Below are 15,450 nucleotides of genomic sequence, written 5' to 3' on the forward strand. Positions count from 1 at the left end.
ATCGCTGGCAAGCCAGCCCCCACAGGGACCGCATGCACTGATCTTGTGGGAGTTGGCTTGCCAGTGATGGGCTGCAAAGCAGCCCCGGCTTTTAGCCCAAGGCATCCTTGAGAAACCCCGGTGCGATATAGCGCTGGTAATGGGCTTCGGACAGCAAGAAGAATTCCCGATCAATGGCATCGCGCAACTCGGGCAGCTCCCAGTCACGAAACTCCGGCAACAACACCATGCCGTAAGCGTCCAGCTCACGGATCACCCGCGCCCCGCGGGCAATCAATTGATACGCCCAGCAATATTCGGACTGGTGCGGCACGAAGCGGATCTTGCGCTGCTCCAGTTGCTGGCGCAGGCGCGTGGCATCAAAGACTTCAAGTTTGGCCACCATGACCTGCACCAGCAATTGCTCCAGGCGCAGCCACACCGCTCGCTTTTCATCTTCGTTGTAGCCGTTCCAGTTGATCACTTCATGGTGAAAACGCTTGCAGCCACGGCACACCAAGTCCCCGTAAACCGTGGAACAGAGGCCGACGCAAGGCGTTTTAATTGACTGATTGGACATGAAAAAATCGACAGCTTGGCGATGGAACAGGCTGCCATGTTAGCCCTTTGTCTAACGAGGGTCACCCGCTAAAGTCATCCAGCGCGCCTTACCTTTATCGACTTTTTACCGTAGAATCACCCGGCCTTTTTAAGGCAGCAATGTCCGTTAGAAGCTGTTTTCAAAGCGTCACGAGCACAGTTCATCCGGTAGAACGGCGTTGGCCCGGGATATTCGCTTCGCGCATGTCCCGCGCCAGCCCTCATCAGCCTCCGTTCTACAGGCGTAAAACTTTGAAAGCAGCTTCTGTAAGGATTTCCTGCAACCCTGGCTACGCGGCCCAAGAAGCCGTATTGCGCATGGGTGCCGGAATTTCTGGATGAGCGTCCCGGACACCCATTTGGGACCACTGATGAGGGTAATAACTGTGCTTGAAGCCTACCGCAAACACATCGAAGAGCGTGCCGCCCAGGGTATCGTGCCCCAGCCGCTTAACGCCGAACAAACCGCAGGCCTGGTCGAGCTGCTGAAGAATCCCCCTGCTGGCGAAGAAGCAGTCCTCGTCGACCTGATCACCAACCGCGTTCCACCAGGAGTGGACGAAGCCGCCTACGTCAAGGCCGGTTTCCTTTCCGCCATCGCCAAGGGCGAAGCCAACTCGCCGCTGATCGACAAGAAGCGCGCCGTTGAGCTGCTGGGCACCATGCAGGGCGGCTACAACATCGCCACCATGGTCGAGCTGCTGGACAACGCCGAACTGGCCGCCGTCGCCGCCGAACAGCTCAAGCACACTCTGCTGATGTTCGATGCCTTCCACGACGTCGCCGAAAAAGCCAAGGCGGGCAATGCCCACGCCAAGGCCGTGCTGGAATCCTGGGCCGCCGGTGAGTGGTTCACCAGCAAGCCAGCCATCGCTGACAAGTACAGCCTGACCGTGTTCAAGGTCCCTGGCGAAACCAACACCGACGATCTGTCCCCTGCCCCGGACGCCTGGTCGCGCCCTGACATCCCGCTGCACGCCCTGGCCATGCTGAAAATGGCCCGTGACGGCATCGTGCCTGAGCAACAAGGCGCCATCGGCCCGCTCAAGCAGATCGAAGAAGTCAAAGCCAAGGGCTTCCCGGTGGCCTACGTCGGTGACGTGGTCGGTACCGGTTCCTCGCGTAAATCCGCGACCAACTCGGTGCTGTGGTTCTTCGGCGACGACATCCCGTACGTACCGAACAAGCGCGCTGGCGGCTTCTGCTTCGGCTCGAAAATCGCCCCGATCTTCTACAACACCATGGAAGACGCCGGCGCCCTGCCGATCGAGTTCGACGTGTCGAACCTGAACATGGGTGACGTCATCGACGTCTACCCGCACGCGGGCAAAGTCTGCAAGCACGGCAGCGAAGACGTCATCACCACCTTCGAACTGAAGACCCCGGTGCTGCTCGACGAAGTCCGCGCTGGCGGCCGTATCCCGCTGATCGTCGGCCGTGGCCTGACCGAGAAAGCCCGCGCCGAGCTGGGCCTGGGCCCAACCAACCTGTTCAAGCTGCCTGAAGCACCTGTCGACACCGGCAAGGGCTACACCCTGGCCCAGAAGATGGTCGGCAAGGCCTGCGGCCTGCCTGAAGGCAAAGGCGTGCGTCCAGGCACCTACTGCGAACCGAAGATGACCACCGTCGGCTCCCAGGACACCACTGGCCCGATGACCCGTGACGAGCTGAAAGACCTGGCGTGCCTGGGCTTCTCCGCCGACCTGGTCATGCAGTCGTTCTGCCACACCGCGGCCTATCCGAAGCCGATCGACGTCACCACCCACCACACCCTGCCGGATTTCATCCGCACCCGTGGCGGCGTGTCCCTGCGTCCAGGCGACGGCATCATCCACAGCTGGCTGAACCGCATGCTGCTGCCGGACACCGTCGGTACCGGTGGTGACTCGCACACCCGCTTCCCGATCGGCATCTCGTTCCCGGCCGGTTCCGGCCTGGTCGCCTTCGCCGCTGCCACCGGCGTCATGCCGCTGGACATGCCGGAGTCGGTACTGGTGCGCTTCAAGGGCAAACTGCAACCCGGCATCACCCTGCGTGACCTGGTCCACGCCATCCCTTACTACGGCATCCAGAAAGGCCTGCTGACCGTCGAGAAGAAAGGCAAGATCAACGCCTTCTCCGGCCGCATCCTGGAAATCGAAGGCCTGGACGAGCTGACCGTCGAGCAAGCGTTCGAACTGTCCGACGCCTCGGCTGAACGTTCGGCCGCCGGTTGCACCATCAAGCTGCCAGAAAAAGCCGTTGCCGAGTACCTGAAGTCGAACATCACCCTGCTGCGCTGGATGATCAGCGAAGGCTACGGCGATGCCCGCACCATGGAACGCCGCGCCCAAGCGATGGAAGCCTGGCTGGCCAACCCGCAGCTGCTGGCTGCCGACAAGGACGCCGAATACGCCGAGATCATCGAGATCGACCTGGCCGACGTCAAAGAGCCTGTGCTCTGCGCCCCGAACGACCCGGACGACGCCCGTCTGCTCTCCTCCGTACAAGGCGAGAAGATCGACGAAGTGTTCATCGGTTCGTGCATGACCAACATCGGTCACTTCCGCGCTGCCGGCAAGCTGCTGGACAAGGTCAAAGGCTCGATCCCGACCCGTCTGTGGCTGTCGCCGCCAACCAAGATGGACGCTCACCAGCTGACCGAAGAAGGCTACTACGGCATCTACGGCAAGGCTGGCGCGCGCATGGAAATGCCGGGCTGCTCGCTGTGCATGGGTAACCAGGCACGTGTTGCAGCGAACTCGACCGTTGTGTCGACTTCGACCCGTAACTTCCCGAACCGTCTGGGCGATGGCGCCAACGTCTACCTGGCCTCTGCCGAGCTGGCCGCTGTTGCCTCGATCCTGGGCAAGCTGCCAACCGTCGAAGAGTACATGGAGTACGCGAAGAACATCGACAGCATGGCTGCCGACGTTTACCGCTACCTGAGCTTCGACCAGATCGCCGAGTTCCGTGAAGCGGCTGCGAACGCCAAGATCCCGGTTGTTCAAGCGTAAGCTGACTTAGCGTGAAAAAAAGCCCCGCCAATTGGCGGGGCTTTTTATTGCCCTTTGAAAAGCATCGCTGGCAAGCCAGCTCCCACAGGTACTGTATGCACAGGACCACTGTGGGAGCTGGCTTGCCAGCGATGAGGCCCTCAGATCACGAACAAATCCACAAACCGCTGCACCGCCGTCGCCTCAAGCACCGCCTGGTCTTTGCACAAGGCAAAGATCTCGGCACTGCGCTGCCCGGTAAAACGCGTCGCCAGGTTGGCCTTGAACTTCTCTTCCAGCAATGGAATCCCCTCGGCCCGACGGCGACGATGGCCAATCGGGTACTCCACCACCACCTGCTCGGTGCTCGAACCGTCATTGAAAAACACCTGCACGGCATTGGCGATCGAACGCTTGTCGGCCTCCAGGTATTCACGGGTAAAGCGCGGCTCTTCGACGATCTCCATCTTCTCGCGCAGGCGGTCGATGATCGGGTGCGCGGCATGGAAATCATCTTCGTACTGCTCGGCCACCAGGTTGCCGAAAATCAGCGGCACGGCGGTCATGTACTGGATGCAGTGATCGCGGTCGGCGGCATTGGCCAGGGTGCCGACCTTGGAGATGATGCGGATTGCCGACTCATGGGTGGTAATGACGATGCGCTCGATGTCATGCAGACGGTTGCGCACCTGCGGGTGCAGGATCACCGCCGCTTCACAAGCGGTCTGGGCATGGAATTCGGCAGGGAAGCTGATCTTGAACAGCACGTTCTCCATCACGTAACTGGCGTATTTTTGCGTCAGGCTGAAGGCGCGCTTGTCTTCAGGCTTGAGCGCCAGATCCTTGTTGGTATGACTGAACAACACATCATAAAAGCCCCACTGCGGCGCACTCAGCACCCCGGGAATACCCATCTCGCCACGCAGGGCGATATCGGCCAGGCGCACGCCACGACTGGAAGCATCGCCCGCCGCCCAGGACTTGCGCGAGCCGGCATTCGGCGCATGACGGTAGGTTCGCAGGGCCTGGCCGTCGACAAAGGCATGGGAAAGCGCCGCAAGAAGCTGTTCGCGATTGGCGCCCATGAGTTTGGCGCACACCGCTGTCGAGGCGACCTTTACCAGCAGCACATGGTCGAGGCCGACGCGGTTGAAGGAGTTTTCCAAGGCAATCACGCCCTGGATCTCATGGGCCATGATCATCGCCTCAAGCACCACGCGCATGCTCAAGGGCGCTTCGCCATTGGCCACACGTTTTTGCGACAGGTGATCGGCCACGGCCAGGATACCGCCGAGGTTGTCCGAGGGATGCCCCCACTCGGCGGCCAGCCAGGTGTCGTTGTAGTCGAGCCAACGGACGATGCAACCGATGTCCCAGGCCGCTTTCACCGGGTCCAGGCGGTAGCTGGTACCCGGCACCCGCGCGCCGAACGGCACCACGGTCCCCTCCACCAGCGGCCCCAGGTGCTTGGTGCACTCCGGGAAGCGCAACGCCAGCAGGCCACAGCCCAGGGTGTCCATCAGGCAGTTGCGCGCCGTGTCCAGCGCCTCCGGCGATTCGACCTTGAACTCCAGGACATAGTCCGCGATATCCTGCAGCACCCGGTCGTAGTCGGGTCGGTTGTTCAGATCAACGTTGGCACTCATTTCATTTCTCTCTGTTGACGTCGGTAACAGGGAGCCAAGCGCCGCTACTGGTTAGAAGGCATCACCGGGTACCCGTACCCAGCCCTCCATCAGTACGCGAGCGCTACGGCTCATGATTGCTTTGGTGACAGTCCACTCGCCGTTCACCTGGCGGGCTTCGGCGCCAACGCGCAGGGTGCCCGAGGGGTGACCGAAACGTACGGCGCTGCGCTCACCACCACCGGCGGCGAGGTTGACCAGGGTGCCGGGCACTGCCGCGGCAGTACCGATGGCGACCGCGGCGGTGCCCATCATGGCGTGGTGCAACTTGCCCATGGACAGTGCCCGTACCAATAGATCAACGTCGCCGGCGGCCACGGCTTTACCGCTGGATGACTGATAAGCCGCCGGCGGCGCGACGAAGGCGACTTTCGGGGTGTGCTGGCGCTTGGCGGCTTCGTCGACATGCTCGATCAGGCCCATGCGCACCGCGCCATAGGCACGGATGGTCTCGAACCGGGCCAGGGCTTGCGGGTCGCTGTTGATCGCGTCCTGCAACTCGGTGCCGGTGTAACCGAGGGCCTCGGCCTGGATGAAGATGGTCGGGATGCCGGCATTGATCAGCGTGGCCTTCAGCGTACCGACACCGGGTACCACCAGGTCGTCGACCAGGTTGCCGGTGGGGAACATCGAGCCGCCCTCGCCGTCTTCATCGGCGGCCGGGTCCATGAATTCGAGCTGCACCTCGGCGGCCGGGAAGGTCACGCCGTCCAGTTCGAAGTCGCCGGTTTCCTGGACTTCGCCGTGAGTGATCGGTACGTGAGCAATGATGGTCTTGCCGATATTGGCCTGCCAGATGCGCACCACGGCCACGCCGTCGTGCGGGATGCGGCTGCTGTCGACCAGGCCGGCGCTGATGGCGAACGAGCCGACTGCCGCCGAGAGGTTGCCGCAGTTGCCGCTCCAGTCGACGAACGCGGTGTCGATCGAGACCTGGCCGAACAGGTAGTCGACATCGTGCTCGGGTTTGATGCTGCGCGAAAGGATCACGGTTTTGCTGGTGCTGGACGTCGCACCGCCCATGCCGTCGATCTGCTTGCCGTAGGGGTCGGGGCTGCCGATCACCCGCAGCAGCAGCGCGTCACGGGCGGGGCCCGGGATCTGCGCGCTTTCGGGCAGGTCGTCGAGGCAGAAGAACACGCCCTTGCTGGTGCCGCCACGGATGTAGGTGGCGGGGATTTTGATCTGGGGTACGTGAGCCATGGTTGAGTTGTCCTGTGAGTGCTTTGGGGGAGCTATCGCGGGTCAAGCCCGCTCCCACTGAACTGTGGGAGCGGGCTTGACCCGCGATGAGGCCCTACCTCAAACGGCCGCCGATTCAAGGAAGTCCTGGGCAAAGCGCTGCAGCACCCCGCCCGCTTCGTAGATCGACACTTCTTCGGCGGTATCCAGGCGGCAGGTCACCGGCACCTCGACGCGCTCACCGTTGGCCCGGGTGATGACCAGGGTCAGGGTCGCCCGCGGGGTCCGCTCGCCGAGCACGTCGAAGGTCTCGGTGCCGTCGATGCCCAGGGTCTTGCGGTTGGCGCCCGGCTTGAACTCCAGCGGCAACACGCCCATGCCCACCAGGTTGGTGCGGTGGATACGCTCGAAACCCTCGGCCACGATGGCCTCGACACCGGCCAGGCGCACGCCCTTGGCCGCCCAGTCACGGGACGAGCCCTGGCCGTAGTCGGCGCCGGCGACGATGATCAGCGGCTGCTTGCGCTGCATGTAGGTTTCGATCGCCTCCCACATGCGCGTGACCTTGCCTTCCGGCTCGATACGCGCCAGCGAACCCTGCTTGACCTTACCGCCTTCCTGGACCATTTCGTTGAACAGTTTCGGGTTGGCGAACGTTGCGCGCTGCGCGGTCAGGTGGTCGCCGCGGTGCGTTGCGTAGGAGTTGAAGTCTTCCTCCGGCAAGCCCATTTTCGCCAGGTACTCACCGGCGGCGCTGTCGAGCATGATGGCGTTGGACGGCGACAGGTGGTCGGTGGTGATGTTATCCGGCAGCACCGCCAACGGACGCATGCCCTTGAGCGTGCGCTCGCCGGCCAGCGCGCCTTCCCAGTACGGCGGGCGACGGATGTAGGTGCTCATCGGGCGCCAGTCGTACAGCGGGGTGACCTTGGGCCCGGTGTCTTCCTGCACGGCGAACATCGGGATGTAGACCTGGCGGAACTGCTCGGGCTTGACCGCCGCCTTGACCACCGCGTCGATCTCTTCGTCGCTTGGCCAGATGTCTTTCAGGCGGATTTCCTTGCCGTCGACCACGCCCAGCACGTCTTTCTCGATGTCGAAACGGATGGTGCCGGCAATCGCATAGGCCACCACCAGCGGCGGCGATGCCAGGAACGCCTGCTTGGCGTACGGGTGGATGCGGCCGTCGAAGTTGCGGTTGCCCGAGAGCACGGCGGTGGCGTACAGGTCGCGGTCGATGATCTCTTGCTGGATGGCCGGATCAAGGGCGCCGGACATGCCGTTGCAGGTGGTGCAGGCAAAGGCGACGATGCCAAAACCGAGCTGCTCCAGCTCGTCATCCAGGCCCGCCTCTTTCAGGTACAGGGCCACGGTTTTCGAGCCCGGTGCCAGCGACGACTTCACCCACGGCTTGCGCACCAGGCCAAGCTTGTTGGCGTTGCGCGCGAGCAACCCTGCGGCAATCACGTTGCGCGGGTTGCTGGTGTTGGTGCAGCTGGTGATGGCGGCGATGATCACCGCGCCATCGGGCATTTGCCCCGGCACTTCCTCCCACTGGCCGGCGATGCCCTTGCTCGCCAGGTCGCTGGTGGCGACCCGGGCGTGCGGGTTGGACGGCCCGGCCATGTTGCGCACCACGCTGGACAGGTCGAAGCGCAGCACCCGCTCGTACTCGGCATTGGCCAGGCTGTCGGACCACAGGCCTGCGACCTTGGCGTAGGTTTCCACCAGCTTGACCTGCGTGTCTTCACGGCCGGTGAGCTTGAGGTAGTCGATGGTCTGCTGGTCGATGGAGAACATCGCCGCGGTGGCGCCGTATTCCGGGGCCATGTTGGAGATCGTCGCGCGGTCGCCCAGGGTCAGGGCGCGGGCGCCTTCGCCGTAGAATTCCAGGTAGGCGCCAACGACTTTTTCCTTGCGCAGGAATTCGGTCAGGGCCAGTACCACGTCGGTGGCGGTGATGCCCGGCTGCGGCTTGCCCGAGAGCTCGACGCCGACGATTTCCGGCAGGCGCATCCACGACGCGCGGCCGAGCATGACGTTCTCGGCTTCGAGGCCGCCGACGCCGATGGCGATCACGCCCAGGGCATCGACGTGCGGGGTGTGGCTGTCGGTGCCGACGCAGGTGTCCGGGTAGGCCACGCCGCGCTCGGCGTGAATCACCGGCGACATCTTCTCCAGGTTGATCTGGTGCATGATGCCGTTGCCCGGCTGGATCACGTCGACGTTCTTGAACGCCTTCTTGGTCCAGTTGATGAAGTGGAAGCGGTCTTCGTTGCGGCGGTCTTCGATGGCGCGGTTCTTCTCGAACGCCTGCGGGTCGAAACCACCGCATTCCACTGCCAGGGAGTGGTCGACGATCAGTTGCACCGGTACCACCGGGTTGACCTGGGCCGGGTCACCGCCACCGTCGGCGATGGCGTCGCGCAGGCCGGCCAGGTCCACCAGCGCGGTCTGGCCGAGAATGTCGTGGCACACCACGCGGGCCGGGAACCAGGGGAAGTCGAGGTCGCGCTTGCGCTCGATCAACTGGCCCAGCGAGGCATTGAGGCTGGCCGGGTCGCAGCGGCGCACGAGGTTTTCCGCCAGGACGCGCGAGGTATAAGGAAGACGGTCATAGGCGCCGGGCTTGATCGCATCGACGGCCGCGCGGGCGTCGAAATAATCCAGGCCAGTGCCCGGCAGGTTCTTGCGAAATTCACTATTCATGGCACAGGGACTCAATCACGGTAAGGTCGAAAGCCAGCTACAAGCCCCAAGCCACTAGCGGCAAGCAAAGCAGATGAGTGGTGCGTCAGCATTTACTGCCGGGGCACATCCCTGCTGTTACTTGCAGCTTGGCGCTTCAAGCTTGCAGCTCGGCCTAGTCTCAGCGTTGTTCGATTGGCACGAACTTGCGCTGTTCGACGCCGGTGTACTCGGCGCTCGGGCGGATGATGCGGTTGTTGGCACGCTGCTCGAATACATGCGCCGCCCAGCCGGTCAGGCGCGAGCAGACGAAGATCGGGGTGAACAGCTTGGTCGGGATGCCCATGAAGTGGTACGCCGAGGCATGGTAGAAGTCGGCGTTGGGGAACAGCTTCTTCTGCTCCCACATGGTCTTGTCGATGGCTTCGGACACCGGGTACAGCACAGTGTCGCCCACCTCATCGGCAAGCTTCTTCGACCAGGCCTTGATCACTTCGTTACGCGGGTCGGACTCTTTGTAGATGGCATGGCCGAAGCCCATGATCTTGTCCTTGCGCGCCAGCATCTGCAGCAGCTCGGTCACCGCTTCCTGCGGGCTCTGGAAGCGCTCGATCAGCTCCATCGCCGCTTCGTTGGCGCCGCCGTGCAGCGGGCCGCGCAGCGAGCCGATGGCGGCCGTGACGCAGGAGTACAGGTCAGACAGGGTCGAGGCGCAAACCCGGGCGGTGAAGGTCGAGGCATTGAACTCGTGCTCGGCGTAGAGGATCAGCGAGACGTTCATCACCTTGACGTGCAGCGCGCTCGGCTTCTTGTCATGCAGCAGGTGCAGGAAGTGGCCGCCAATGGTGTCTTCATCGCTGCTGCAGTCGATGCGCACGCCATCGTGGGTGAAGCGGTACCAGTAGCACATTACCGCCGGGAACAGCGCCAGCAGGCGATCGGTCTTGTCGTGCTGCTGCTCGAAGGTCAGCTCCGGCTCCAGGGTGCCGAGCACCGAACAACCGGTACGCATCACGTCCATCGGGTGGGCGCTTGCCGGGATGCGCTCAAGCACTTCTTTGAGCGCCTGCGGCAGGTCACGCAGGGATTTCAGCTTTTGCTGGTACTGGGCCAGCTGCGCCTTGCTCGGCAGCTCGCCGTACAGCAGCAGGTAGGCGACTTCTTCAAACAGCGCGTGCTCGGCCAGGTCGCGCACGTCGTAACCACGATAGGTCAGGCCGGCACCGGCCTGGCCCACGGTCGACAGTGCGGTTTGCCCGGCCACTTGACCACGCAGGCCGGCACCACTGAGTACTTTTGCTTCGGCCATTGTCTTTCTCCTTTCTTGAATTTGTTATGGAATCTCAGGCTGATCGCGGGGCAAGCCCGCGCCTACAGAGGACCTCAGCCCTTTTTCTGGGCGAACAGTGCATCGAGCTTCTGCTCGAACACGTGGTAGTTGATGGCGTCGTACAGCTCCATGCGCGTCTGCATGGTATCGATGACGTTCTTCTGCGTGCCGTCGCGACGCAGCGCGGTGTAGACGTTTTCGGCAGCCTTGTTCATGGCGCGGAAGGCCGACAGCGGGTAGAGCACCAGCGAGACATCGACCGACGCCAGTTCTTCGGTGGTGTACAGCGGCGTGGCACCGAACTCGGTGATGTTGGCCAGGATCGGGGCTTTGACCCGGTCGGCGAAGGTCTTGTACATCGAAAGCTCGGTGATGGCTTCCGGGAAGACCATGTCGGCACCGGCTTCGATGCAGGCAGCGGCGCGGTCCAGGGCCGCTTCCAGGCCTTCGACGGCCAGGGCGTCGGTACGCGCCATGATCACGAAACTGTCGTCGGTACGGGCGTCAACCGCGGCCTTGATGCGGTCGACCATCTCCTGCTGGGAGACGATCTCCTTGTTCGGGCGGTGGCCGCAACGCTTGGCGCCGACCTGGTCTTCGATATGAATGGCCGCGGCGCCGAACTTGATCATTGACTTGACGGTACGCGCGACGTTGAACGCCGAGGAGCCAAAACCGGTATCCACGTCCACCAGCAGCGGCAGGTCGCAGACGTCGGTGATGCGCCGTACGTCGGTCAGTACGTCATCCAGGCCACTGATGCCCAGGTCAGGCAGGCCCAGGGAGCCTGCGGCCACGCCGCCACCGGACAGGTAGATGGCCTTGAAACCGGCACGCTGGGCCAGCAGCGCGTGGTTGGCGTTGATGGCACCGACCACCTGCAGCGGGTGTTCGGCGGCAACTGCATCGCGAAAGCGCTGGCCGGGACTGCTTTTCTGACTCATGACTCACCTCGTGGGCTGGAAGCGTCCAGATAGTGACGCTCAATGTTGCGTTTGGAGGCGCCGATGTGGCGGCGCATCAAGAGCTCGGCCAGTTCACCGTCACGGTCGGCGATGGCATCGAGAATCCGGTGGTGTTCGGCGAACGCCTGGCGTGGCCGGTTGGGCGTGGCGGAGAACTGGATGCGGTACATGCGCACCAGTTGATACAGCTCGCCGCAGAGCATCTGCACCAGGGTGCGGTTGCCGCTGCCCTGGATGATCCGGTAATGGAAGTCGAAATCGCCTTCCTGCTGGTAATAGCCAAGGCCGGCCTGGAAGGTGGCGTCGCGCTCGTGGGTGTCGAGCACCCGGCGCAGCTCGTCGATCTCAGCTACGCTCATACGCTCGGCGGCCAGGCGGCAGGCCATGCCTTCGAGGGACTCGCGGATTTCGTACAGTTCGATCAGTTCGGCATGGCTGAGCGACACCACCCGCGCCCCGACATGCGGCACGCGCACCAGCAGGCGCTGGCCTTCCAGGCGATGGATCGCCTCGCGCAGCGGCCCGCGGCTGATGCCGTAGGTGCGCGCCAGCTCAGGCTCGGAGATCTTGCTGCCGGGGGCGATCTCGCCTTTGACGATGGCCGCCTGGATACGCCGGAAGACGTTTTCCGAGAGGGTTTCGCTGTCGTCTGCCACTGTGCCGGGGGCTTGGGCTGTGTCCAGCATATTGTTGACACCTCATAAATCAATGAGGGCAAAACTAGCCAAATCGACACCCATAGTCAAAGACAAAATGAATATTGTCGACAATCGTCTAAGAACGAACTTCAAGGTCCCGGTTGTTGTCTGAGTGCAGCCGCTGGCGCCAGCACACCAGCGTGATAGAATGCCGCGCCTCCCGACGGGGCACGAATAGTGTGTCTGTCATCTGTTTATGCAGGTGGCAGGTAAACGAGGAAGCTTGCGCAGTACTGCCAGTGGCCTTGACCCGAACATCGCACAGCACCGCGCCAGGATTTATGAGACTTACGCCCCTCCCCCTGTTGTTCAGCCTCTGTCTGTTGCCGGCCCTGGGCCAGGCTGCGGAAAAGACCGTGTACGGCCTTAATGAATACGCCCGCCTGGCCGATATCGACCTGGAAGTGGCGGCCAAACTCGACACCGGGGCCAAGACCGCCTCGCTCAGTGCCCGCGACATCAAGCGCTTCAAGCGCAACGGTGAGTCCTGGGTGCGCTTCTACCTGGCAATTGACGCTGCCCACTCGCATCCGATAGAACGACCACTGGCCCGCGTCAGCAAGATCAAGCGACGCGCCGGTGACTACGACCCGGACGAAGGCAAGGCCTATACCGCCCGCCCGGTGATTGCCATGAACATCTGCATGGGTACGGCCCTGCGCAGCATCGAAGTGAACCTGACCGACCGCAGCGCGTTCCAGTATCCGCTGCTGATCGGCTCCGAGGCCCTCAAGCACTTCGACGCGCTGGTCGACCCAAGCCTTAAATACGCTGCCGGCAAACCCGCCTGCGCCACTGACGCTCATACCGCAGAGTAATCCTGATGCGCTCTCTTACCCTCCATCTGAAAGTCCTGATTACCGTCCTGGTGCTACTGGGCATCCTGGTCACGGCCTATCAGATCTTCTTTCTCGGCATTCCGGTGACCGAGGATGAAACCGATGACCTGTGGAACATCGACGCCAAGGTCGAGTTCGTCGCCAGCCCCAAGGACCCGGTCAAGGTCCAGATGTTCGTCCCCCCGCTGAGCCGCGACTACGTGAGCCTCAACGAGAGTTTCATCTCCAATAACTACGGCGTCAGCGTCAACCGCGTCGACGGCAACCGCAAGGTGACCTGGTCGGCACGCCGCGCCAACGGCAACCAGACCCTCTACTACCGCCTGGTGCTGACCAAGCGCTATAGCACCGAAAAGGCCAAGATCAAGGGCCCGACCTTCCGCGACAGCCTGGCGGTCGAAGGCCCGGAAAAAGTCGCCGCCGAAGCCCTGATGGCGCCAATCCGCCAGCATTCGGCTGACGTCGAGACCTTCGTCGGCGAAACCATCAAGCGGGTCAACAACCTCAACGACGACAACGTCAAGCTGCTGCTGGCCGGCGACACCTCGTCGCTGAACAAGGCCAAGGTCATCGACCTGCTGCTGTCGATCGCCCACGTACCGGTCGAGAAGGTGCACACCATCCGCCTGGTCGCCGACCAGCCGCAAACCCCTGAACTGTGGCTGCGCAGCTTCAACGGCACCGACTGGCTGTACTTCAACCCGGACACCGGCGAGCAAGGCCTGCCGGCCGACCGCCTGCTGTGGTGGACCGGTGATGACAACCTGATCACCGTCGATGGCGGCAAGAAAGCCAACGTCAGCTTCAGCCTCAACAACAGCGAAATGAACGCCATTCGCCTGGCCAAGCTGACCGACGAGAACACCGACGCCGACTTCCTCGAATACTCGCTGTACGGCCTGCCGCTGCAGACCCAGCAGACCTTCATGATCATGGTGATGATCCCGATCGGCGTACTGGTGATCCTGGTGCTGCGCAACCTGATCGGCATCCAGACCCTGGGTACCTTCACCCCGGTGCTGATCGCCCTGGCCTTCCGCGAAACCCAGCTGGGCTTCGGCATCATCCTGTTCACGGTGATCACCGCGCTCGGCCTGTCGCTACGCTCCTACCTCGAGCACCTTAAATTGCAGATGCTGCCGCGCCTGTCGGTGGTCCTGACCTTCGTCGTGGTGCTGATTGCCGCCATCAGCCTGTTCAGCCACAAGCTGGGCCTGGAACGCGGCCTGTCGGTGGCGCTGTTCCCGATGGTGATCCTGACCATGACCATCGAACGCCTGTCGATCACCTGGGAAGAACGCGGCGGTGGCCATGCCATGAAAGTGGCGATCGGCACCCTGTTCGCCGCCTCCCTGGCACACCTGCTGATGAGCGTGCCGGAGCTGGTGTACTTCGTCTTCACCTTCCCGGCGGTACTGTTGATTCTGGTGGGCTTCATGCTGGCAATGGGTCGCTACCGCGGCTACCGCCTGACGGAGCTGGTGCGCTTCAAGGCTTTCGTGAAGGCTGACGCCTGATGTTCGGTCTCTGGAAAACCTGGAAAGCCCTGGAGGCCCGGGGCATCATGGGTATCAACCGGCGCAATGCGGACTACGTCCTCAAGTACAACAAGCGCCATTTGTACCCGATCGTCGACGACAAGATCATCACCAAGGAGCGTGCGATCCGGGCCGGCATCCATGTGCCGGAAATGTACGGGATCATCTCCACCGAGAAAGAGATCGACAAGCTCGGGGAAATCATCGGCGGGCGCAGCGACTTCGTCGTCAAGCCTGCCCAGGGTGCCGGTGGTGACGGCATCCTGGTGGTTGCCGATCGCTTCGAAGACCGTTATCGCACGGTCTCGGGCAAGATCATCAGCCACGAGGAAATCGAGCACCAGATCTCCAGCATCCTCACCGGCCTGTACTCCCTGGGCGGCCACCGCGACCGCGCGCTGATCGAGTACCGGGTCACCCCGGACCAGATCTTCAAGAGCATCAGCTACGAAGGCGTGCCGGACATCCGCATCATCGTGCTGATGGGCTACCCGGTAATGGCCATGCTGCGCCTGCCGACCCGCCAGTCCGGCGGCAAGGCCAACCTGCACCAGGGCGCCATCGGTGTCGGCGTCGACCTGGCCACTGGCGTGACCCTGCGCGGCACCTGGCTGAACAACATCATCAGCAAGCACCCGGACACCACCAACGCGGTGGACGGCGTGCAACTGCCGAACTGGGACGGCTTCATGAAGCTTGCCGCCGGCTGCTACGAGCTGTGCGGCCTGGGTTACATCGGGGTCGACATGGTCCTGGACCAGGACAAGGGCCCGTTGATCCTCGAGCTCAACGCCCGCCCCGGCCTGAACATCCAGATCGCCAACGACTGCGGCCTGACCCTGCGCACCCACGCGGTGGAGGCGCACCTGGAGCAACTGGCCAAAGACGGCCGCCAGGAGAGCGTCGAAGAACGCGTACGCTTCGCCCAGGAGCTGTTCGGCCACGTGCCGAGCTGAGTGCACATCCTGTCT

At 62.9% G+C, this 15,450-nt stretch carries 11 protein-coding genes; 4 read left to right on the plus strand and 7 right to left on the minus strand.

Annotated features, from left to right (window positions below; all coding sequences use genetic code 11):
* Positions 1-91 precede the first annotated feature (91 nt).
* A complete protein-coding gene (locus PspR32_RS17040; protein WP_010222520.1) occupies positions 92-559 on the minus strand; it encodes a DUF1289 domain-containing protein in 468 nt (155 codons plus the stop codon).
* Between the two features lie 406 nt (positions 560-965).
* On the opposite strand from PspR32_RS17040, the gene acnB reads away from it, so the two are divergent.
* Positions 966-3,575, plus strand: a complete 2,610-nt coding sequence (acnB, locus tag PspR32_RS17045) for a bifunctional aconitate hydratase 2/2-methylisocitrate dehydratase (RefSeq protein WP_010222521.1) — start codon at positions 966-968, stop codon at positions 3,573-3,575.
* Positions 3,576-3,715: 140 nt separating this feature from the next.
* Here the strand turns inward: acnB and prpD are convergent, their stop codons facing one another.
* The 6 genes from prpD to PspR32_RS17075 form a co-directional block, all read right to left on the minus strand.
* Positions 3,716-5,200 carry a 2-methylcitrate dehydratase gene (prpD, locus tag PspR32_RS17050; protein WP_036996354.1) on the minus strand — a complete coding sequence of 495 codons (1,485 nt, stop codon included), beginning with the start codon at positions 5,198-5,200 and terminating at the stop codon, positions 3,716-3,718.
* Positions 5,201-5,251: 51 nt separating this feature from the next.
* Positions 5,252-6,442: a 2-methylaconitate cis-trans isomerase PrpF gene (gene prpF, locus PspR32_RS17055; protein ID WP_159388938.1), complete on the minus strand. Its 1,191-nt coding sequence runs from the start codon at positions 6,440-6,442 to the stop codon at positions 5,252-5,254.
* A 99-nt stretch (positions 6,443-6,541) separates the two neighbouring features.
* Positions 6,542-9,130: a Fe/S-dependent 2-methylisocitrate dehydratase AcnD gene (gene acnD / locus PspR32_RS17060; protein ID WP_010222524.1), complete on the minus strand. Its 2,589-nt coding sequence runs from the start codon at positions 9,128-9,130 to the stop codon at positions 6,542-6,544.
* Between the two features lie 160 nt (positions 9,131-9,290).
* Entirely contained in the window at positions 9,291-10,418 is a 1,128-nt protein-coding gene (gene prpC / locus PspR32_RS17065) for a bifunctional 2-methylcitrate synthase/citrate synthase (RefSeq protein ID WP_159388939.1), read from the minus strand.
* Between the two features lie 74 nt (positions 10,419-10,492).
* Positions 10,493-11,383: a methylisocitrate lyase gene (prpB, locus tag PspR32_RS17070; protein ID WP_010222526.1), complete on the minus strand. Its 891-nt coding sequence runs from the start codon at positions 11,381-11,383 to the stop codon at positions 10,493-10,495.
* Entirely contained in the window at positions 11,380-12,090 is a 711-nt protein-coding gene (locus PspR32_RS17075) for a GntR family transcriptional regulator (RefSeq protein WP_010222527.1), read from the minus strand. Before PspR32_RS17075 ends, prpB begins: the two co-directional genes overlap by 4 nt.
* A 293-nt stretch (positions 12,091-12,383) precedes the next feature.
* On the opposite strand from PspR32_RS17075, the gene rloA reads away from it, so the two are divergent.
* From rloA to PspR32_RS17090, 3 genes are read left to right on the plus strand one after another with little or no spacing between them, the layout of a single operon-like run.
* Positions 12,384-12,920 carry a retropepsin-like aspartic peptidase RloA gene (gene rloA / locus PspR32_RS17080; RefSeq protein WP_026001282.1) on the plus strand — a complete coding sequence of 179 codons (537 nt, stop codon included), beginning with the start codon at positions 12,384-12,386 and terminating at the stop codon, positions 12,918-12,920.
* Positions 12,921-12,925: 5 nt separating this feature from the next.
* The gene (rloB, locus tag PspR32_RS17085) at positions 12,926-14,458 is read left to right on the plus strand and encodes an osmotic stress tolerance membrane protein RloB (RefSeq protein WP_010222529.1); all 1,533 of its coding nucleotides are present in this window, start codon (positions 12,926-12,928) and stop codon (positions 14,456-14,458) included.
* Positions 14,458-15,435, plus strand: coding sequence for an alpha-L-glutamate ligase-like protein (locus PspR32_RS17090; RefSeq protein ID WP_010222530.1), 978 nt, complete (start codon positions 14,458-14,460; stop codon positions 15,433-15,435). Before rloB ends, PspR32_RS17090 begins: the two co-directional genes overlap by 1 nt.
* Positions 15,436-15,450: the final 15 nt, after the last annotated feature.

The organism is Pseudomonas sp. R32 (genome assembly GCF_009866705.1).
Lineage (GTDB): Bacteria > Pseudomonadota > Gammaproteobacteria > Pseudomonadales > Pseudomonadaceae > Aquipseudomonas > Aquipseudomonas donghuensis.

Excerpts from the sequence above, each read along its gene's own strand:
- PspR32_RS17040 (WP_010222520.1), bottom strand. The coding sequence starts at position 559 with ATGTCCAATCAGTCAATTAAAACGCCTTGCGTCGGCCTCTGTTCCACG.
- prpD (WP_036996354.1), bottom strand. The coding sequence starts at position 5,200 with ATGAGTGCCAACGTTGATCTGAACAACCGACCCGACTACGACCGGGTG.
- prpF (WP_159388938.1), bottom strand. The coding sequence starts at position 6,442 with ATGGCTCACGTACCCCAGATCAAAATCCCCGCCACCTACATCCGTGGC.
- acnD (WP_010222524.1), bottom strand. The coding sequence starts at position 9,130 with ATGAATAGTGAATTTCGCAAGAACCTGCCGGGCACTGGCCTGGATTAT.
- prpC (WP_159388939.1), bottom strand. The coding sequence starts at position 10,418 with ATGGCCGAAGCAAAAGTACTCAGTGGTGCCGGCCTGCGTGGTCAAGTG.
- prpB (WP_010222526.1), bottom strand. The coding sequence starts at position 11,383 with ATGAGTCAGAAAAGCAGTCCCGGCCAGCGCTTTCGCGATGCAGTTGCC.
- PspR32_RS17075 (WP_010222527.1), bottom strand. The coding sequence starts at position 12,090 with ATGCTGGACACAGCCCAAGCCCCCGGCACAGTGGCAGACGACAGCGAA.
- rloA (WP_026001282.1), top strand. The coding sequence starts at position 12,384 with ATGAGACTTACGCCCCTCCCCCTGTTGTTCAGCCTCTGTCTGTTGCCG.
- rloB (WP_010222529.1), top strand. The coding sequence starts at position 12,926 with ATGCGCTCTCTTACCCTCCATCTGAAAGTCCTGATTACCGTCCTGGTG.
- PspR32_RS17090 (WP_010222530.1), top strand. The coding sequence starts at position 14,458 with ATGTTCGGTCTCTGGAAAACCTGGAAAGCCCTGGAGGCCCGGGGCATC.